Source organism: Photobacterium profundum, from assembly GCF_003026285.1.
Classification (GTDB): domain Bacteria; phylum Pseudomonadota; class Gammaproteobacteria; order Enterobacterales; family Vibrionaceae; genus Photobacterium; species Photobacterium profundum.
Genome location: NZ_PYOD01000003.1, coordinates 180,843 through 200,284, shown reverse-complemented (window position 1 = coordinate 200,284; position 19,442 = coordinate 180,843). Strand labels below are relative to the sequence as shown.

Here is a 19,442-nt window from a genome sequence, read left to right as displayed (position 1 = left end):
TGCCTCCAGTAACCACTTAGCGAAATACGCGCCATTTAAAGGCAATAAGGTATACATGGGTAAAATAAAGCAGGGCATAATAATGCCCTGCCCGTTTTAATTAACGCCCCAGTACTGTTAGTGCAGTATCAAGTTTGTCTTTACCACCGATGCTAGCGTAGAACTTAGGCCAAACAGCCGTTGTTACTTTCTCGATCCATTCTTTTTCATTATTTGCAGGGTCTGTAAATACCATGCCTTTAGCAGCTAGATCTTTCTTAATATTGTCTTCCGTTGCTAGCAAGTAATCGTAGCTGTACGCTGTTGCTTCTTTACTGGCTTCTAAGATGGCTTTTTGCATTTCAGGTGTTTGCTGTTGGAATACTGATTCACTAATGATCAATGGTTCAAGTGAGAAAATATAACGCAAATTCGTCACGTATTTTTGCACTTCATTAAACTTCATGGCTGAAACAGTGATATATGGGTTGTCTTGACCATCGACTACACCTTGCTGTAAACCAGTAAAAGTTTCAGACCATGCCATAGGGGTTGGGTTCACACCCCAAGCTTGGTACGACGCAATCATAATTTCATTACGAGGAACGCGAATAACCAATCCTTTCAAATCTTTCGGTGATTCAATTGGACGTTTAGAGTTAGTTAAAACTCGAAAGCCAGAATAGGCCCAACCGATAATACGGACACCCGCATCACGTAATGTGTTATCCACTAATTCTTGCCCGATCTTTCCTTGAGTTAGGGCTTTTGCATCTTCAGGACTTTGAATAACGTATGGCATAGTGAGCAAGCCAACAGTAGGTGAAAAAGGTGTTACGTTATTTATTGCCAGTACAGAAAAATCGAGCAAGCCAATGGCAGCATCATTGACCGTATCTTGTTCATTACCAAGCTGGCCATTGGGAAATAAATCTACTTTAGCTTTACCACCGGTTTTTTCGGCTAACAGTTCCGTAAATTTAGTCCCAAGCTCCCATTGTGTACCACCAGCAGCATCACCCAGTGCCATTTTATAGGTTTGGGCCATTACAAGGGGGGAAGCAACAGTCAAACTAGCAGCTGTGACCAATGGAATTAATACGCTTTTCGTGAACGTCATAGTAGTAACCTTTTTAATCAATATCGCATTACATTTAATGTTTGCGTTGGTTTAAGGAGACCAAGGTATAACTGCATACATGCCTCAACATGCTCAACCAAGGTTTTACTTACATGTATCAACTTTCCTTTTCACTTATACCAACTTAAATTGGTATAACTTTCTTATTTACAGCGACTATCTAGCCCGTATCAACTATCAAAAATTCAGATTAAAGCACTTCATCTTTAAGGTGATACCAACGGTATAAAAAGTTTTGCCCTAAGCGTCTAAACGGAGCAAAGGCTTCTGATTCAACGACTTCTCGTATATTGGGGAACGGTAATTTAGACTGAAATATAGGAAGATCTAATTGTGTGCCTTCACCAGCAATCCACTGAGCTAATCGCTTGCCTGCTTGCGCAGAATACATCACACCATTTCCACCATAACCCATTGCATAATAGATAGTTTCTGATGAGTTAGGCTGGTAAACTCTTGGCATCATATCGTGACTAACATCGACCCAGCCCCACCATGAGTAATCCACATCAATACCCTTTAACGCGGGAAACTTACGGGCTAAATCATTCTTCAACATTTGTGCATATTTACTATCTGGCGCATCTTTTCCAGTAATTGCACTTCGCGTTCCAATTTGTACGCGATTGTCAGGCAGCAAACGGTAGTAATGACGTAAAATGCGCGTGTCGGTAATCACTTGGTTAGTTTTAAAGTTACACGCTTCTATTTCAGCATTAGACAATGGTCGAGTAACCATAGAATTAGAAAGAATAGGCAATAAGCGATTCTTTAATTGTGAATGTAAACCTTGCGACGTATAGCCTCCTGTTGCGACACCTACAGAGCGTGCTCTAACGATACCGCCCGGCGTTCTAATGTGGTGAATACCATTGCGAGTTTCCCAACCAATAACAGGGCTAGAAGGGTGAACCGTTGCGCCAAGAGCACGTGCTTTCTTTAAATATCCAAATGCTAGTTTTCCTGCGTGGATACCGATACCTTCTGGTTCATGCATTGCTCCAGCTGCTTCATTGTCACCAACAAAATCACGCTTCACGGTATCTGCATCGAGTATTTGCGCATCGTAATTAAAGGTTGTACGTAATAATTTGGCTTCTTTTTCTAACGTAGGCATTACCTTAGAACGGTGAGCAACATACAAGTGCCCTCCCGTTTGTGGATCACAGTCAATATCTTTGATCAGGTTCTTAAAGGTTTCCATGCCATCAAGACATTCTTCATGCATTTTTAAGGCAGTATCAACACCCCAACGTTCAATCCATTGCGAGCGTTTAAGTCGGCCCGATGCACATTGTGCTTGTCCGCCATTACGGGTGCTACATCCCCAGCTTGCACGGTTTGCTTCCAGTACGGTCGCTTTTATACCGTAATTTTCAGCAAGGTGAATGGCCGTCGTCAAACCGGTGTAGCCCGAGCCAATTATCACAACATCTACGTCGACATCACTGTCTATTGGTCCATCATCTGCTGGTGGTTCACCCGCACTATCGACCCAATATGTTGGTGCATAGTCGCGACCTTGCCCTGGTGTTTTATCCACTAACGGGTCATAAGATGGATCATATGCTTTTGTTGGTTGTGTCGATTTTTTTATACTGGCTGTTGTTGTTACATCTGAATCTTTAAGTACTTCACGCTCTTCAACAACAAAACTCATATCCCTGCTCCTTATATCAACATGATGTTAATTCGGTATTAACGGTCAGAATTGAAAAAAGCAGGTCGATCTTTTCTAAAAGCATTTTTAACTTGGATTTTCCCATCATGAAGTGTGAAAACATCAACCATACGCGCTTCAATACGGCTTCCGTCAGGTTTAGTGGCACAAAATGTTGACTCACTCACCGCACGATCACCGGAAACAAAATGTTCACCGTCAAGCCATTGTGCATCTGGGAAGTTTTTCCAGACCAGTTGAAAGCTTTCACGTACCGCCTCACGGCCAGAGAATGTGCTGCCTTGTACATCAGGACCTGCCGCAGTATGAAAAACACAATTATCGGTAACAAATGTCATTAATTCATCAATGTCGTGGCTATTCCATGCATGACTAAATGCTTCTAAAAATGCCACATTTACCTGATTTTGATTGCTAACACTGGTTTGAACACTCATTTTATTTCCCTTTTAAATTAAAACGTTACAAAAACCGAGTCACTTAAAACGCTCAAATGTTAATATTTCGTTAAATATATCATTAAGAAACACATCGTCAAATTAAAACATCAACAAACGAGACATAACGTTTTGTTTTTATCTAACTACATTCTCTTACGCCATATTCAGACTAATTACCTATTTACTTTTAACGATTAAGATTTAAAACCAACTATTAGGATAATTAAGATATTTTATTCAACTTTAAAAGTATCGTTAACCGTTCAATACAGACATCCACCGTTGCCATCAATTGAAACCAAACATCTCATTAACAAAAACTTAACTTAACATTAGACTCGACTCATGCATCCGTCAACAAATAAACCATAAATTGAAACAAATAATTCCGGAAAATGAGAGATGAGTGTTTTGGTGATTTTTTAGATTAAAAAAGGTAGGGGAAAACATGAACGACAGAACAACCACTCACGCTTTCTTCTTGATAAATAAGAAGATATTATATATTTGGCACTGTATCTCGGTACTGTCTATATTGCAGATACAACAATAAGCCCCTTTCGAGGCATTATTTATGAAGAGGAATCATAATTAACTAAGGCAGCTAACAAGCCGTCAGTAATAGAGAGGAGCTGGATTAATCAAAATCAAAATCTTTCGTGTAAGACTGTTTATATTGTAGAAAGCCATCAAGTGATTCATTGCTCTCAGAGCCTTGGCTTACACCTTTCATCAACGGCTTATGTCGATGTTCTCTCTTCCCTCCGCTTGGTGCATTAAGATTTGTCCGGAAGAAACTAAGAGCGTTATCAGTAGACAAATTAAATTCAAGGCCACATTTATTCTCAAAGGGAGCTTCGAACAGCTTATTAATATGCCGACATAAACCATCCAAATCTGGATAAATCATTCGTTCATTAATACCGCATTGATCGAGTTCTATAAGTAGCTTTTCTTTCATTTCAGGCAGAATCGGGATCTCTAAAAGGATGTCGTTGCCAGACAGCTCTACTTCTAATGGAATGAATCGTTGCTCTATATCGTCAGTATTATTGCTGCTGGGGTGAACGGTAAACCAACCATTCTGAGCATCGCGTTTAGGGTGGCATAATTTGGGGTGAAATACCCTTGTGTAGTGTTGCTCAAACGGATCTGAATTGAAATCTACATCAAGTAAAGTATCTGCTTTTAACAAATAAACGTGCGGACGTGTCCCTGGTGTTTGGCAGGCAAACCATAAGGCAACTAGTGGATTACTACTCCAATCGAGTAGTCTTGTTTTCAAGCCAAAATGTTGAGCTTCTGATAATAAATACCAGTAACCTGAGTATTCTGCCGATAATTTAGAGGCGCCATATTTTCGCAGTACATCGAGCATATCTTTTTCTATCGAAATGGAATGAATATGTTCCATATTTCTTGCGATAGCAGGAAGTAGACTGCGCTTTTTATTCGGTTGCCCTCTGAACAATGTCAGGTTATTACCCACACTAAACTCACCAACAGCATCTAAATACTTAGATACAGAACTCACATAAGATGAAGACTTCATGAAAACCCCTAAATACTAATATCATGTCTGTTTTAGCCTTTCGGCTATCCTTTACAGCACTTTTCCTTTATTTATATCTCTCCCCTTTCAGTCAGATACGACCTAAATACACAATGCACAACATATAGGCAGCAATAAACACGGCATTACCCATTAGTAAAATAACGGGCTTCCAACCTAATTCAGACAGTTTTTCAAACGACGTTTTAACCCCTAACGCGGCGATTGAAATAACTAAACACCACTTAGAAATATCGGAACTAAGGTTTGCAGCATCAGCAGAGATCCAACCAAAGCTGTTAAGAACAACTAACCCGATGAAGACAACAAGAAACAAAGGCACGATGGGTTGCTTTTGCGCTCCGCTATCACCATACTTTTCGCGATCTTTACGAAACATAAAGACAAACAAAACGACCACGGGCATCAACATCGCTACCCTAAACATTTTGGCTAACGTTGCTGCATCACCGACTTCAGGGGAGATCATAAACCCAGCCCCAACCACTTGAGCTACATCATGAATAGAACCACCAAGAAATAACCCAGCTTCTGCAATTGTTAATCCACTCGTCGTAACAACTAAGGGGTACAACACCATTGCGACAGTTGAAAAGGTCGCGACACCAATCGCGGTCAACAATGTGTAATGTTCATTGTCACGGTTTTGAGGCAGTGTTGATGAAATAGCCATTGCCGCCGAAATACCACAGATCCCCGTTGCCCCACCCGACAGTAACCCCAGCATAGGGGGTAACTTCAACATACGCGCAAGCAATAAACTAAAACCGATCGTTAATACAACGGCACCTACCAAAGCGCCCACACCAGCAGCTCCTAAATCACTAACATCACTCACCGCTATTCTAACGCCAAGTAATGCGACACCAATTCTGACTAGCTTCTTTGCAGACATTTCGATGCCAGCTTTGCATTTATGGTTATCAGAAAGGAAATGAAATGCGATACCAATAAGCAAAGCGTAAAGAAACTTGGGCCCCCCATAGTGATCAGATACAAATGAAGCGGCTGCCGCTATTACAATACACAGTAAAAAACCAGGAAGGACCAAGCTAAAGTCATTAAACATGACTCTTGGCATTCTTATCGTTCTTGTTGTCATCAAAGATTACCTCATTTCGTGAAAAAAAAGCCTGACTCAGAGATCTGTGTCAGGCTGTTCTGCGAAGTGGGAATTACACGTAATCTTTGTACTTATCTAAGAAACGAACGGGGGTAGACAGCGCATCTCTACGGAACGGGTCACCAAGCTCTTGCGTACACATAATTTCAATGACGGTTGTTTTACCTTCATTCATCTGCATATCTAGCGCTTTCTTCAAGGCAGGGCCAACATCAGCCAAGCTATCAACAGTAATGCCTTCGGCACCCATTGCGCGTGCAATTTCAGCAAAACTCTGATTCTCAAGCTCACCCGCAACAAAGCGACGATTGTAAAAATCAACTTGGTTTTTCTTCTCTGCACCCCATTGGCGGTTATGGAATACGACAGCGGTTACTGGAATATTATGACGAACACATGTCATTGTTTCCATTAAGCTCATGCCCCAAGCACCATCCCCCGCATACGAAATAGCCGGACGATGTGGTGCAGCCGCCTTTGCACCAATAATGGTAGGGAACGCGTAACCACAATTACCAAAGCTCATTGCAGCAAAGAAACTGCGGGGCTTTTCAAAACGCAAGTAACTGTTTGCGACCGAGTTTATGTTGCCAATGTCTGTTGATACCATGACATCTTCTGGCATCGCTTTTTCTAATTCACGTAATACCTGACGAGGATGTAAATATTCACCACCTGAGAATGGTTTTTCTTTGGCATTTTCATCGATCATATCCAAGCTGAATGCATCACGTTCGTGCGTCCAATCGTCTAATTCTTTCTCCCAGATTTCTTTTTCTGCTTGTACTTTATTAAAGCGGTCATCTTTGGTTGCATCACAACCTAGAGTTCGGCCTTCTAGGCGCTCACTCAGAGCAACAGCTGCGGCTTTGGCATCACCACAAATGCCTACTGATATTTTCTTTACCAGCCCCAACATTTTGTGGTCGGCATCAATCTGAATTATCTTGGCATCTTTCGGCCAATACTCCATTCCGTGCTGCGGTAACGTACCAAATGGACCAAGGCGAGAACCCAATGCTACAACAACATCCGCTTGCGAAATCAACTTCATTGCCGCTTTAGAACCTTGGTAGCCAAGGGGACCACACCACAATGGGTGACTAGCTGGGAATGAATCATTGTGCAAATAACTGTTCACAACGGGTGCACCTAAACGTTCAGCCAACGCCTTACATTCTTCAACCGCACCAGCCATTACAACACCACCACCCGAAATAATGACGGGGAATTTAGCTTCTGCTAGCAAGTCTGCCGCTTCATTTAAGCTTTGCTCGCCACCCGGTCCACGATCTAAACGGGCTGGTTTTGGAATTTCGCACGTCACTTCACCATAGAAATAATCACGCGGAATATTCAGCTGAGTCGGTCCCATTTCACTCATTGCGCGATCAAAACAGCGACCAGTGTATTCAGCCATACGTGAGGGATGCGTTACATGCCCTTGATACTTAGTGAACTCTTGGAACATAGGTAGCTGGTTACATTCTTGGAAGCCACCTAACCCCATTGTTGTTGTACCCGTTTCTGGGGTCACAATAACAACAGGGCTGTGTGCCCAATAAGCCGCTGCAATCGCTGTTACACAGTTACTGATACCCGGTCCATTCTGACCGATAACCACTCCATGATTACCCGAAACACGCGAATACCCATCGGCCATATGTGCAGCGCCCTGCTCATGAACAACGGGAACTAAACGAATACCTGCTGGTGCAAAAATATCCATGGCATCCATAAATGCAGAACCCATGATACCGAACATATCCGTTACACCATTCGCTACCATCGTTTCAACGAAAGCTTCTGAAGGGGTCATTTTAGTTGGACCAGTAACAACAGTACGTTCACCTTGATCATTCATTATCTGTCTCTCCTTGATGATGACACTTATAACCGTAAATGGAACTTAACGTATCGATATCCGAAACTTGGTTTAACCCTAGCGTTCAATAAACACACCGTCAAGAAAAAACAATAAAACGATACAAATAATTCCGAAAAGTGATATTCAACTATTGTTTTGAGTATCCTCTGTCAGTATATTGAGAAAGAAATCATAGATAGCCACACATCACCAATCACACAAGAAATGGATAAATAAAATCATTTTTAAATTGCTTTAATGATGAGCGAACTAAATAGCAGTGATGCAGAGGGAAATAATGGAGAATAAGCCGATGACAGATATAGCGCTTTGCAAACCTGACACAATGGTTTCCGTACGAAGTATGTTTGGAATTGATTCAGACCTTCAAGTACCCGCTTTTTCTGAACGTGATGATCATGTACCAGACATTGATCATGCTTACCGTTTTAATCCAGAAGTAACACTGGCTATTCTAGCTGGGTTTGCACAAGACCGACGCACTATGGTTCAAGGAATGCACGGCACGGGAAAATCGACACATATTGAACAAGTCGCTGCTCGGTTAAATTGGCCTTGCGTACGCATTAACTTAGATGGGCACTTAAGTAGGCTTGATCTGGTAGGAAAAGATACCATTGTTATTCGTGGCGGCAAACAGATCACCGAATTTCAAGAAGGCATCGTACCATGGTCATTACAACGTCCAATCGCGCTGATCTTTGATGAATACGATGCAGGTCGCCCAGATGTTATGTTTGTTATTCAACGCATACTCGAGCGCGATGGTAAATTTACTCTGCTTGATCAAAACCGTGTCATTCATCCACATCCTGCATTCCGTATGTTTGCAACGTCTAACACCGTTGGGCTCGGTAATCTCTCAGGGCTATATCACGGTACGCAATTACTCAATCATGCACAACTTGATCGCTGGAATATCGTTGCCACACTGAATTATTTACCCCAAGAAGAAGAAATAGCTATTGTTCTCGCACGTGTGTCAAGTAAAGATACCAAATTAGGTCGAGAGCTTATTCAGCGTATGGTTTCAATCGCAGACTTAACCAGAAAAGGCTTTGCTGCAGGCGATTTATCGACCTTAATGTCACCTCGAACTGTGATCACATGGGCTGAAAACTGTGAGATATTTCGCAATCCTGCACTGGCTTTTCGACTCTCGTTTTTAAATAAGTGTGACGATGCCGAACGACATATTGTCGCTGAATATTACCAACGTTGCTTTAATGAAGAACTGGAAGAGTCTTGGCTGTACCATGCAGGAGGAATTCAGTAATGGCAGAGCAACCTAAAACACCCCATCAACACAAAACCAATGAACTGTATGCAGCAACAGTGCGGGCGCTCAGTAACAACAGCCATATTCATTACCGACGAAATAGGCTTTATCAAGGCAACACTCCACTACCTTTCTTTGCGGCACATTTACAAAGCCCTATCATAGAAAGTAATATCAGCGCGAAACGCGGCAATATCGATGCGATATCTCTGCGCTTGAATCATTCTGATATCGAATTACATCAGCAACTTAGCCCTACAGAACCAACTGAACGATTGCTGTTTGAATTACTGGAACAATTCCGCGTAGAGACTTGTATACCGCCACAATTGTCTGGCATGAAAACTAATATTCAACATAACTTTTCACTCTGGGCGGATCAATTCCATCACACAGGATTAACCGGTACTCGATTAGGCCTTTTACTTTATACCGTTGCCCAGATCAGCCGATCACGCTTAATGGCACAGCCTGTTTCTGCACATACCGAAGACTTTATTGAATCAACCCGCGCGGCTATTGTTCCGATTTTAGGAGAGGCTCTTTCAGGGCTTCGGCGCTGTAAAAACAGCCAACAAGATTACGCACAGTATGCTTTAGAACTAGCGAAAATTGTCAGCGATATGATTCAAGCTGAGATGCAGAACAACCCTGATGATGCAGAAAATAAAACCGACCAAAAAACACTTAATGCCTTTTCTTTACTATTAGATTTTGACAGTGATGAAAGTGCTAACATCGCAGCCGTAGTCAGTGGTAGCAGCAAAATTTACCAAGAAAACCATCAGTACTATCAGGTTTATACCACACAATATGATCGTGAAATAGAAGCAGCTACGCTTGTTAGAGATGCCCTGCTGATTGAATACAGAGAAAAACTAGATAAGCGTATTCAACACCAAGGCATTAATATCAAAAACATTGCTCAACAGCTAGCAGCCATACTTTGCACTCCACAGAGAAATGGCTGGTCATTTGATGAAGAAGAAGGTCATCTTGATGGTCGTCGTCTGAGTCAACTCATCAGCTCTCCCGCTGAACGGCGGCTTTTTTGTACCGAACAATATAAACCCCATTCCGACAGTATTGTTAGCTTTCTGATCGATTGTTCTGGTTCAATGAGGGAACATATTGAAAACATCACCATCATTATCGATATCATGGTAAAAGCATTAGGAATGGCAGGCATTACCAGTGAAGTGCTTGGGTTTACCACTAACGCATGGAATGGTGGTAAAGCGTATTCTGACTGGCTAAGTACCGGACGTCCCGCCTTTCCCGGACGGTTAAATGAAGCGTGCCATCTTATATTTAAAGATGCTGATACTAATTGGCGGCGCAGCCGCAAGAATATAGCAGCCTTATTAAAAGCCGACTTATTTAGAGAAGGAATAGATGGTGAAGCGATAGAATGGGCGTGTAACCGCATGCTATTACGAAAAGAAAATCGCCGTATTCTTTTTGTAATATCAGACGGGTGCCCAATGGATACCGCAACTAATTTATCTAATGATAAGTTTTATCTCGATAACCATTTAAAAGATGCAATCTCTCGATTCGATAAAACGAGAGAAGTCGATATTTTAGGGCTAGGTGTGGGGCTTGATTTGAGTCTTTATTACCGAAAACATTTAGCAATTGAAACTGCTGATACTGTCGATAATGCCTTGTTCCATCGTATTCTTAAGTTAATTGCCAGCCTACGTCGCTAAAGAAGTCTTACGTTACACAAATAGCGGTATTACATAAACAATGCAAGATAAGAAGAGGTTATCAAAGAAATACCGATTAACATTAAAACACTAAAGACAACCCGTCGCATGGCGTCTGCGCTTAACGGCGGCGGAAAGCGACGCCCAATAAACGTCATCAGTGTTACCGCAGGCAAGGCAAATGCCGTTAACAGCAATATGTCTGCATTCAGTTGCCCTTGTATGCCGATAAACATGCTACGAAATACGGAAGTACATGCAAATATCACCAACAACATATTGCGTATAGTTTTTATATCAAATGGTTGGCGATAAAGTTGATAAACGAGCGGAGGGCCTCCCATGCCGAATAATCCACCAGTTAATCCTGAGCTAAATCCACTCACAAAAAAGCTAGTATCACCTGTACGTTCAGTTTTTTTTGTAGGACTTACCAAAAAGCTCAAACCACTATAAACAACCATAATGCCAAGTAGACCTTGTAAAATACTGGTTGCAGAGGCACTTAATAGCTCTAATAACAAAACACCCGTAATAATTCCGGGGATTGCTCCTACTGCGACAGCGCCAATAGCACGCCAATCTATCTGTTTAGTTGCACCAGGTAATGCCACGGCACAATTAACGACGGTGACTAAACTTACAACGGCAGCCATCATCGCAACCGTTGCTAAATCTAGCGCACTAGAGCCACCAATAACAATAATACCTAACCCAAACCCCGTCACGGTTTGAAAGTATGTTCCAACCATAATTATGGCAACTAAAGCTAGCAGTGTTTCTGTACTCATTAATTAGTGTTCTCTCATGTTATTGTCAATTCTGGGGCACGTTTTTTCACTATCTCAGACTGTTGAGCTTGTACAACAGTAACAGCAATAACATGGTATATATCATCGGTATTACACCCGCGAGACAAATCATTAGCAGGTTTAGCCAACCCTTGTAGCAAGGGGCCAATGGCGACAGCACCTCCAACACGTTCAGCCAACTTATACCCAATATTTCCCGCCTCAAGATTTGGGAATATCAACACATTGGACTGCCCTTTCACTTTTGAACCTGGTACTTTCTTATCCGCAATCTCAGCCACAATAGCAGCATCTAGCTGAACATCATCATCAATAGCCAGATTAGGAGATTTTGCCTGAACGATTTGAGAAGCTGCTACCACTTTATCAACAGCAGTATGCTTTGCACTGCCATTGGTTGAAAAAGACAGCATAGCGACTTTAGGCTCTTCCATTAATAAACCACGAGCACTGTCAGATGCTGATAACGCAATATCAGCTAATTGCTTAGCATTAGGATCAACCACCAGCCCACAATCTGAAAAAATCATACCACCTTTTAGATGATGGAATGGTTGACAAAGCATCATAAGAAAAAAGCTAGACACCAACTTACAGTCAGGTTTAGTTCCTATTATTTGGATGGCATTTTTAACAACATCACCAGTGGTATGTACTGCCCCTGAAACAGAGCCATCAGCCATTCCCTTTCTTACCATTAAATTGGAAAAACATAGTGGTTTAAGCACTTCTTGCTTGGCTGTTTCTAAAGTCATTCCTTTTTCAGACCTTAAATTAAAAAGGCATTGGCTAAAAGATTCGCGTAAAGGGGAAGTTTTTGGATCGATCACAACCATACTTTCAAGTGAGATAAATTGCTCTGCTGCTATGCGTAACACATTAGATTTATTACCCACTAATATAATGCTAGCAATCCCTTCCTGTGTAACACGGTATGCTGCTTGTAGTACTCGCGGGTCTTCAGCTTCGCATAAAACAATACACGCCGGTTTCTTTTTTGCCTGTTCAACAATACGAATAATTGCTTTCATCTTTAGTGTCCTTATTCGCCTCACAACAAAAAACATTATATAATGAGACAATTCATTCCATATATTGATATAAAGTTAAATATTAATCATTATTTAATAGATCGTCAACGTATAATCAAATAAACGATATAATTGTTATGATGTATTTGTTATATAGAAGGAACTCAAATAGATATGATGACGAATGTGAAAGAAATTAAAAAAGCTGAACAAGTACGTGTTGAAGGCGACACACCAACTTTACGCCTCTTCTCTCTGCTTGAAGTTATAGCCGAGAAAGATGAGTTTTTCTCTCTACAAGGATTAGTCGAAGAAACAGGATTACCTAAACCAACGCTCCATAGAATGCTGCAACAGTTAGAAACCGCCGGTATTATTCAGCGTGACGGCGACGATCGCCATTACAGTTCTGGGGTTAGACTGCGTAATCTTGCAGAAAAATTGCTGTTAAACAGCACAACCCACAGTGCACGGCATGCTGTTCTCGCGCAGTTAAAAGCAGAAGTGGGTGAAAGCTGTAACTTAACCGCACTTTCTGGTGGGGAAATTATCTACGTAGACCGAGTAGAAACAGAAGCCCCGCTACGTTTTTACTTACAAGCTGGTTCTCGCGTGCCAGTACATTGCTCTGCGACGGGTAAGCTTTTTCTCGCTAATATGAGCCCTTCACAACGTCGCCGATTGTTAACCAATGCACCACTAATGCAATACACAGAAAAAACCATTATCGATGTAGCAACCTTAGAAACTGAACTTGAAAACGTAAAACTGACAGGCTATGCAATTGATAACGAAGAATTCCTTCCTGGTTTATTTTGTGTCGCGGTATTAGTGCCAGCAATTAATGGTCGTTCTAACTTAGGCATTGCTATACAAGCGCCCATTATGCGTTTGAAACCAGAACAAGCATTACATTTTTTACCCGCCCTACAACGGGCAGCCAAAGCGCTTGCTAAAATTGAAGCTGAAAGCTGGCCAGAAATTTAGCATGTTGCAAAAGAGTTCATTGAAAAAGCTCGCTCATTGATTCAGTTGAAATGGCGAGCTTTCAATAAACCAAGTCAATAATCAGACGAGCCATTCTGTCTTACTTAAAATAGGCAATTTCTTCTGGTGTTAGAAAACGCCACTTCCCGACCTCAACATCCAATTTAATATTACCAATCTGCTCTCTGTGTAACGTAACTACGCGATTACCAATTGCAGAAAACATGCGTTTTACTTGATGATACTTACCTTCTGTTATCGTCAGCAACACCTCGTTAGAAGTTACCACATCAAGTTTTGCAGGCAATGTAAGTTGCTTCTCACCTTGTAACTTCACGCCCTGTGCAAACTTCTCGGCGGCATCTTCTGCAATTGGATTTCTCAACCCAACACGGTACGTTTTTTCACATTGTTTATTTGGCGTAATAATATTAAAAGACCAACGACCATCATCAGTTATCAATACTAAACCTGTGGTATCTGCATCTAAACGTCCTGCAATATGCAGATCATCTGCTTTTTCTACGTCGATGTAGTTAAACAATGATGGGTATACTTCATCGATATTCGAACAAATAGTATTCAAGGGTTTATGCATCAAAATATAACGCGAAGCACGTGCTATTAATTTTATTCCATCTAACAGAACATCATTATTTTCATGAACCTGAGTCGCCTCATTGCTAACGACTTCATTGTTAACGATTATATTCCCCGCATTGATCAACTGAGTCGCTTCAGTTCGGGTTAGATCGGTACTTTTACAAATGAATTTATCAAGACGCATTACAAGCAACATTAAGACAGTAAACAGAGGTCGCTATTATCCTTATTCATCAATGAAAGACCAGCAAGGATGATTATAAATTTGCAGTATATGACTATCAATGTCGCGAATGGTCAGGGTTTAAGACAACAATAAAAGTACTTGCTGATTCGTCGAACGTTTAATGAGTATGGTTATTTAATTCTGCCGTTCATCGGCTTCACAGTCAGCCATAATCACAATGAGACACAGGCTTCCATTAACACGCCTTTGGACAGAAGCATGTCAGTAATTTAACCAATTTAGCAAAATGAGGATTAGTCCTTGAAATGAATTACAACTACGCAGACCTATCACCAACACTAATTGAACGCGTAATATCAAGATTTAGAGCTACAAAATTCCACTCAATTGTGGCTCTAAGTCTCTTTTCTAAAAAGAAAAAAACTCCCCAGCACGAAGTACCAGAGAGTTTTACTGTAAACCTAATTATTAATCTAACGACTAACAAGCGTGATTAGTTAACTTGGTTAGTCGATACCTGAGGTTTATTAACTTCCGTCAACAGCCCTTTAAACAGGCTCACACTGCCCAACAGAAGAATAATAGTAAACGGCATTGCTGCAATAATGGTGATTGATTGCAGAGCTTGAATAGATTGAGTGCCACCAATCCACAACATAACCATTGCGATAGCACCAGAGATAACAGCCCAAACTACCTTTTGTTTCACTGGTACTTCTAACTTACCACCTGCGGTCATACCATCAATAACGATAGAGCCTGAATCTAACGTTGTTACAAAGAAAACGATAATCAGTGCTACAGCAATAAAGGATAGAATATCCCCGAACGGGTAAGCATCTAGCATATGGAACAAGCTTAGAGAGACATCGGTAATCCCTTGATCTACACCTAATTTCCCAACTTTATCTATTACTTGTTGAATAGCAACGCCACCGAAGATTGACATCCAAGCCGTTGTTACCATTGTCGGAATAAGCATTACACAAAGAAGGAATTCGCGAACGGTGCGTCCTTTAGATATACGAGCTACAAACATACCAAAGAAAGGTGCATACGCAACCCACCACGCCCAATAGAACACAGTCCAACCATGCAACCACGTTGTATCATCACGACCCGAGGTTTGACTTAACGGAATAATGTTTTTTACATAACCCGTTACAGCAGTTACTAAGGAATCCAATACTGTAGTGAAATTCAAAATAGCAATAAGGCCAAGGAATATAAATGCGATAACCATATTTAGGTTACTGAGAAACTTAACCCCGCCATCCATACCACGCAGAACAGAAATAATGGCTAAGCCCATAATCAATACGATAATGGACTGTTGAAGGTAGATATTATTTTCCATTCCGAAAACATGGCTGATACCACTAGCCGCCTGTGTGCCCCCTAAACCAAGAGACGTTGCAAGGCCAAACAAAGTAACCAATACCGTTAAGATATCAATCACATCACCTGTTTTCCCCCAAACTCGATCACCTAATAATGGGTAAAACACAGAGCGCATTGAGAGTGGTAAGCCTTTATTGTAAACAAAGTAGGCAAGGCAAAGTGCTGTCATGCCATAGATAGCCCATGCATGTAAGCCCCAATGGAAGACGGTTGCGCCTAATGCCAGTTCACGACCCGCCTCTGTAAAAGGTTCAACATTAAGTGGAGTTCCAAACCAGTTGGTAAAGAACGCGGTTGGCTCTGCAACACCCCAGAAAATAAGTCCAATACCCATACCGGCAGCGAATAGCATCGAAATCCAAGATGCTTTTGAATAATCTGGCGTTGCGTTTTCACCACCTAAGCGAATTTTACCTAAAGGTGAAAAGGCTATAATAATGGCAAAGATTAATAAGATGTTGGCTCCCCACATAAAGAGGAAGTCAAAATTTGATAGCACAGCACCCTTAATGGAATCAATAGCTGCTTTTGCATCTGCTGGCGGTAATGCGAGAAGGGTGACAATGAAGAGAATAGATAAGCCGACTGAGGCTACGAAAACTGTGTTGTGGACATCCATGCCCCATTTACTGATGTTATCTTGACCAACTTGATAATCAGTAGAATCAATACTGTACTTTTTTGATTTAAAACCCATAAATTATGATGTTCACATACCCGAATCAACGAATACAAGGACCAACTCCATATCCAGTTACTACTTGATTGGCTAGCCGCACCATATAAACAAACATGATATAAATCACCGCTGTAGGTGATTAATGGCTTTTTGCTCAATCCCAAGCGACGTATTGTAACACAAAATGGCGCTGCCTGATTAGATGTTAACCAATAGCCTTTCCCTTCTCTGTCTGCAAAAAAGGGAAAGGCTATGGGAGAATTGCGAAACCATGGGCTTCACAATCAAAAGAACTGACAGAAATATCTTTAATTATTGCTGGAATCAACACATTCTGCACCATCACAAATAGCTCAAATCTATCCGCGCTACTGCTATCTAATCAATGCTTGCAACCCACTTTGGGGCAATTCTGAGTGACACAGCCCCATTAACACACTGCTGGACAGAAACATATCAATGGCTTTGCTAAATTAGCATTTCATGGATTATCTCAGGTATAGGAGGCTGCGATAGGCGAAAAGCAATACTGTCCCCATGAATTGTGCTTAACTAAAAATGAAAAAGGCGTTAGCAAACTCTACTCTGCTAACGCCTTAAATAAATAGAACATCATGTTATGTATGATGAGCATGTTTAAGTTTAATGATTACGCTTAGTTTGACTCTTCATCAATGTCGCAATCAGTACAACTTTGTAGTGCGATTTCGTGTTCAAAGACTGCGGCATCGTTACCTTCTGCCAGTAGCTCTGCTATTTCATCTGCTACTTCTTGCTCATCTTTCGCTTCAACTTGATTCGCTAGTTCTTCTTCTGAGTAACCGTAGAAATTCAGCAATAAGTAATCACGCGCTTCGTCTTTAGTACAGGTCACGTTCACCGAAAGATCTGGCTCAACGTTACCTTGCGCGATAATCGCAGCCACTTGCGCTAGGACATTATCTTTCATCGCAGCCGTTAACCAACCAAGATCAGTGCTTACTGTGGTTTTTTTACAGTTAAAACAAGGAAGTTGATGAAAGTAATATTGAAAATCAGTCATAGGTAATTTCTTCTTTGAGTGTTGTATAGCAAGATTATGCGCGTTTTCTAGCAAAATACTATCTCAATAGACATTGAAGACTGGATTGCCGTGGATAATTTGAGGCGGGGCGCAGAGCGAGGTAACGCTGAACACTCAGCTAATACTAAAAACATAGTTTATAGGCTCACTAATCAACCTCTAGTAATGATATGACCCACTTATGTAGTGGATCGTCATTGTACCGAGAATGCCAAGCGGCAATAACATCAAAACTATCAGGACTCTGCTCAAGTGGAATGGTTACTACATCCAACCCTTTAATCGCTCTTGAAGGTAAAAACGCTATGGAGTCAGTGGTTTCGAGATACATTGGTACGATAGAAAAACAGGGAGCCGATATAACAACATTTCTTTTTAAGCCAAATTGCGAAAACCAATCATCAATCGAACCTTTAAAATTAGGACGAGAAGGTGAAGCGATAATGGTTGGGAACGCTGCAACTTCAGCCAATGAAGGTGTTTTGTTAGATATCGATGAATGACTTGATGTGACACATACGTGATGCTCTTCAAATAGCTTTACGACCCTATAGCTCTCAGGAATATAGTCTGGAAAGGCGATAGCTAAATTGACTTTGCCACTTTCCATTAAATCATGAAGTTTATCTATTTCGAAATCCCTGACTATCAATTTCAAATTTGGAGCTTGTTTCCTCAGCTTTGCTATCAAGTTCGGTAAAATAACCTGCTGAGCATAATCTGTTGCAGAGATAACAAATGTCCCCCTAGTCTTGTGAGGAATAAAGTTTGTCTGTGAAATCAATGTATTGAAATCAATCAGTAACCTGTCAACTTTAGCAGAAAGATCTTCAGCAAATGGCGTGGGAACAAAACCATTGGTTTTCCTAATAAACAATCTGTCATCAAACACATCTCTCAGTTTTTTCAGATGCTCACTAACCGCTTGTTGCGTCAACCCAAGTTCGCTTGCTGCTTTAGAGGCGTTCTCTTCTCGTATAAGTGCCTGAAACACCCTCAATTGCTTTATATCTAATCGATCTAATTTACTCACGGCCTACCTCACTATAAACATAGTCTTGCTTTGCCACCTTTCACTTAACCAATATATCTTGTATCACTTACAATTTCCTATTGTTTCTAATTGTTTTAAGCAATAGGTAAAGTCTCACCATCAAATTAATTCAATGATTGGAGAGCAAAATGAAGACAGTAATTTTAATTGGCGCATTAGGTAAAATGGGACAAGCGGCACTATCAGGCCTGGGGAATCACAAGGTAATTACAGCGGGTCGTTCAGGCGATGTGGATCATATCGTGGATATCACCGATGAGAAATCAATTGAAGCACTGTATGAAAAGGTGGGACACTTTGATGCAGTGGTCAATACTGTGGGATTTTGTGAATATGCCACCTTTCCAGAAATGACGGAAGCCCAATGGATGACGACTGTCATGAGCAAAATGATGGGGCAAATTAACCTAGTTCGTATCGGTCAAAAATACATTGCTGATCGAGGTTCATTTACCTTAATAAGCGGTATTTTAAATGTAAAACCTATTCCATACGCCATTGCAGATGCCACTACCAGTGGAGCCATTGATACATTTGTAAAATGTGTTGCCTATGAGATGCCCAGAAATACAAGGATCAATGTAGTAAACCCTACAGTACTTGCTGAAGCCTGGGATATATATGGTGAAATGATGCCTGGTTTTGAGCCTGTACCAAGTAAATTAGTTGGTAAAGCATTTGAGCGTTCTGTTGACGGGTTCATTAACGGTGAAGTCATTTTTGTCGATGCTTAACATTCAAAATTTGACGTCTATGAGCCAGGTTCCTACTTGATCACGATAACTCGTAAAAGCTCCTGAACTTAGGAG

The 19,442-nt window shown here is 41.2% G+C and carries 16 protein-coding genes; 4 read left to right on the top strand and 12 right to left on the bottom strand.

Annotated elements, in window-relative coordinates; all coding sequences use genetic code 11:
• Nucleotides 1-100: 100 nt before the first annotated feature.
• From C9J48_RS10395 to xsc, 6 genes are all read right to left on the bottom strand, one after another.
• Nucleotides 101-1,027 (bottom strand): TRAP transporter substrate-binding protein, encoded by a 927-nt coding sequence (locus C9J48_RS10395; protein WP_242610828.1) that lies wholly within the window; start codon nucleotides 1,025-1,027, stop codon nucleotides 101-103.
• Nucleotides 1,028-1,310: 283 nt separating this feature from the next.
• A complete protein-coding gene (locus C9J48_RS10390) occupies nucleotides 1,311-2,780 on the bottom strand; it encodes an NAD(P)/FAD-dependent oxidoreductase (RefSeq protein WP_006229851.1) in 1,470 nt (489 codons plus the stop codon).
• Between the two features lie 38 nt (nucleotides 2,781-2,818).
• Entirely contained in the window at nucleotides 2,819-3,238 is a 420-nt protein-coding gene (locus C9J48_RS10385) for a nuclear transport factor 2 family protein (RefSeq protein ID WP_006229850.1), read from the bottom strand.
• 640 nt (nucleotides 3,239-3,878) lie between these two features.
• Nucleotides 3,879-4,793 (bottom strand): FRG domain-containing protein, encoded by a 915-nt coding sequence (locus tag C9J48_RS10380; RefSeq protein ID WP_006229849.1) that lies wholly within the window; start codon nucleotides 4,791-4,793, stop codon nucleotides 3,879-3,881.
• A 91-nt stretch (nucleotides 4,794-4,884) separates the two neighbouring features.
• On the bottom strand, nucleotides 4,885-5,916 hold the full coding sequence (locus C9J48_RS10375; protein WP_036802698.1) for a YeiH family protein: 1,032 nt from the start codon (nucleotides 5,914-5,916) through the stop codon (nucleotides 4,885-4,887).
• 73 nt (nucleotides 5,917-5,989) lie between these two features.
• Nucleotides 5,990-7,801, bottom strand: coding sequence for a sulfoacetaldehyde acetyltransferase (gene xsc, locus C9J48_RS10370; RefSeq protein ID WP_006229847.1), 1,812 nt, complete (start codon nucleotides 7,799-7,801; stop codon nucleotides 5,990-5,992).
• A 316-nt stretch (nucleotides 7,802-8,117) separates the two neighbouring features.
• Here xsc and C9J48_RS10365 point away from each other — a divergent pair, with 316 nt between their 5' ends.
• Together C9J48_RS10365 and C9J48_RS10360 are read left to right on the top strand one after the other, a co-directional pair.
• Nucleotides 8,118-9,101 (top strand): AAA family ATPase, encoded by a 984-nt coding sequence (locus C9J48_RS10365; RefSeq protein ID WP_036802696.1) that lies wholly within the window; start codon nucleotides 8,118-8,120, stop codon nucleotides 9,099-9,101.
• On the top strand, nucleotides 9,101-10,816 hold the full coding sequence (locus tag C9J48_RS10360) for a cobaltochelatase CobT-related protein (RefSeq protein WP_107281111.1): 1,716 nt from the start codon (nucleotides 9,101-9,103) through the stop codon (nucleotides 10,814-10,816). Before C9J48_RS10365 ends, C9J48_RS10360 begins: the two co-directional genes overlap by 1 nt.
• A gap of 29 nt (nucleotides 10,817-10,845) precedes the next feature.
• On the opposite strand, the gene C9J48_RS10355 is transcribed toward C9J48_RS10360, so the two are convergent.
• Both C9J48_RS10355 and pta read right to left on the bottom strand, forming a co-directional pair.
• A complete protein-coding gene (locus C9J48_RS10355; RefSeq protein ID WP_107281110.1) occupies nucleotides 10,846-11,607 on the bottom strand; it encodes a sulfite exporter TauE/SafE family protein in 762 nt (253 codons plus the stop codon).
• A gap of 14 nt (nucleotides 11,608-11,621) precedes the next feature.
• Entirely contained in the window at nucleotides 11,622-12,659 is a 1,038-nt protein-coding gene (gene pta / locus C9J48_RS10350; protein ID WP_006229890.1) for a phosphate acetyltransferase, read from the bottom strand.
• Nucleotides 12,660-12,833: 174 nt separating this feature from the next.
• Here pta and C9J48_RS10345 point away from each other — a divergent pair, with 174 nt between their 5' ends.
• Complete coding sequence (locus C9J48_RS10345; protein ID WP_006229891.1) at nucleotides 12,834-13,646, top strand: IclR family transcriptional regulator; 813 nt, start codon at nucleotides 12,834-12,836, stop codon at nucleotides 13,644-13,646.
• Between the two features lie 100 nt (nucleotides 13,647-13,746).
• Here C9J48_RS10345 and C9J48_RS10340 read toward each other — a convergent pair whose 3' ends face one another.
• The 4 genes from C9J48_RS10340 to C9J48_RS10320 form a co-directional block, all read right to left on the bottom strand.
• Nucleotides 13,747-14,433, bottom strand: a complete 687-nt coding sequence (locus C9J48_RS10340; protein WP_036803050.1) for a pseudouridine synthase — start codon at nucleotides 14,431-14,433, stop codon at nucleotides 13,747-13,749.
• 496 nt (nucleotides 14,434-14,929) lie between these two features.
• The gene (locus tag C9J48_RS10330; RefSeq protein WP_006229894.1) at nucleotides 14,930-16,534 is read right to left on the bottom strand and encodes a BCCT family transporter; all 1,605 of its coding nucleotides are present in this window, start codon (nucleotides 16,532-16,534) and stop codon (nucleotides 14,930-14,932) included.
• A gap of 637 nt (nucleotides 16,535-17,171) precedes the next feature.
• Nucleotides 17,172-17,558 (bottom strand): hypothetical protein, encoded by a 387-nt coding sequence (locus C9J48_RS10325; RefSeq protein WP_006229895.1) that lies wholly within the window; start codon nucleotides 17,556-17,558, stop codon nucleotides 17,172-17,174.
• Between the two features lie 169 nt (nucleotides 17,559-17,727).
• A complete protein-coding gene (locus tag C9J48_RS10320; protein WP_006229896.1) occupies nucleotides 17,728-18,612 on the bottom strand; it encodes a LysR family transcriptional regulator in 885 nt (294 codons plus the stop codon).
• Nucleotides 18,613-18,761: 149 nt separating this feature from the next.
• On the opposite strand from C9J48_RS10320, the gene C9J48_RS10315 reads away from it, so the two are divergent.
• Entirely contained in the window at nucleotides 18,762-19,367 is a 606-nt protein-coding gene (locus C9J48_RS10315; RefSeq protein ID WP_006229897.1) for a short chain dehydrogenase, read from the top strand.
• Nucleotides 19,368-19,442 lie beyond the last annotated feature (75 nt).

Bases quoted from the DNA above. Each gene is read 5' to 3' on its own strand.
- C9J48_RS10375 (WP_036802698.1), bottom strand. From the start codon at position 5,916: ATGACAACAAGAACGATAAGAATGCCAAGAGTCATGTTTAATGACTTT.
- pta (WP_006229890.1), bottom strand. From the start codon at position 12,659: ATGAAAGCAATTATTCGTATTGTTGAACAGGCAAAAAAGAAACCGGCG.
- C9J48_RS10340 (WP_036803050.1), bottom strand. From the start codon at position 14,433: ATGCGTCTTGATAAATTCATTTGTAAAAGTACCGATCTAACCCGAACT.
- xsc (WP_006229847.1), bottom strand. From the start codon at position 7,801: ATGAATGATCAAGGTGAACGTACTGTTGTTACTGGTCCAACTAAAATG.
- C9J48_RS10380 (WP_006229849.1), bottom strand. From the start codon at position 4,793: ATGAAGTCTTCATCTTATGTGAGTTCTGTATCTAAGTATTTAGATGCT.
- C9J48_RS10360 (WP_107281111.1), top strand. From the start codon at position 9,101: ATGGCAGAGCAACCTAAAACACCCCATCAACACAAAACCAATGAACTG.
- C9J48_RS10385 (WP_006229850.1), bottom strand. From the start codon at position 3,238: ATGAGTGTTCAAACCAGTGTTAGCAATCAAAATCAGGTAAATGTGGCA.
- C9J48_RS10355 (WP_107281110.1), bottom strand. From the start codon at position 11,607: ATGAGTACAGAAACACTGCTAGCTTTAGTTGCCATAATTATGGTTGGA.
- C9J48_RS10390 (WP_006229851.1), bottom strand. From the start codon at position 2,780: ATGAGTTTTGTTGTTGAAGAGCGTGAAGTACTTAAAGATTCAGATGTA.
- C9J48_RS10365 (WP_036802696.1), top strand. From the start codon at position 8,118: ATGACAGATATAGCGCTTTGCAAACCTGACACAATGGTTTCCGTACGA.
- C9J48_RS10315 (WP_006229897.1), top strand. From the start codon at position 18,762: ATGAAGACAGTAATTTTAATTGGCGCATTAGGTAAAATGGGACAAGCG.
- C9J48_RS10330 (WP_006229894.1), bottom strand. From the start codon at position 16,534: ATGGGTTTTAAATCAAAAAAGTACAGTATTGATTCTACTGATTATCAA.
- C9J48_RS10395 (WP_242610828.1), bottom strand. From the start codon at position 1,027: ATGGCCCAAACCTATAAAATGGCACTGGGTGATGCTGCTGGTGGTACA.
- C9J48_RS10325 (WP_006229895.1), bottom strand. From the start codon at position 17,558: ATGACTGATTTTCAATATTACTTTCATCAACTTCCTTGTTTTAACTGT.
- C9J48_RS10345 (WP_006229891.1), top strand. From the start codon at position 12,834: ATGATGACGAATGTGAAAGAAATTAAAAAAGCTGAACAAGTACGTGTT.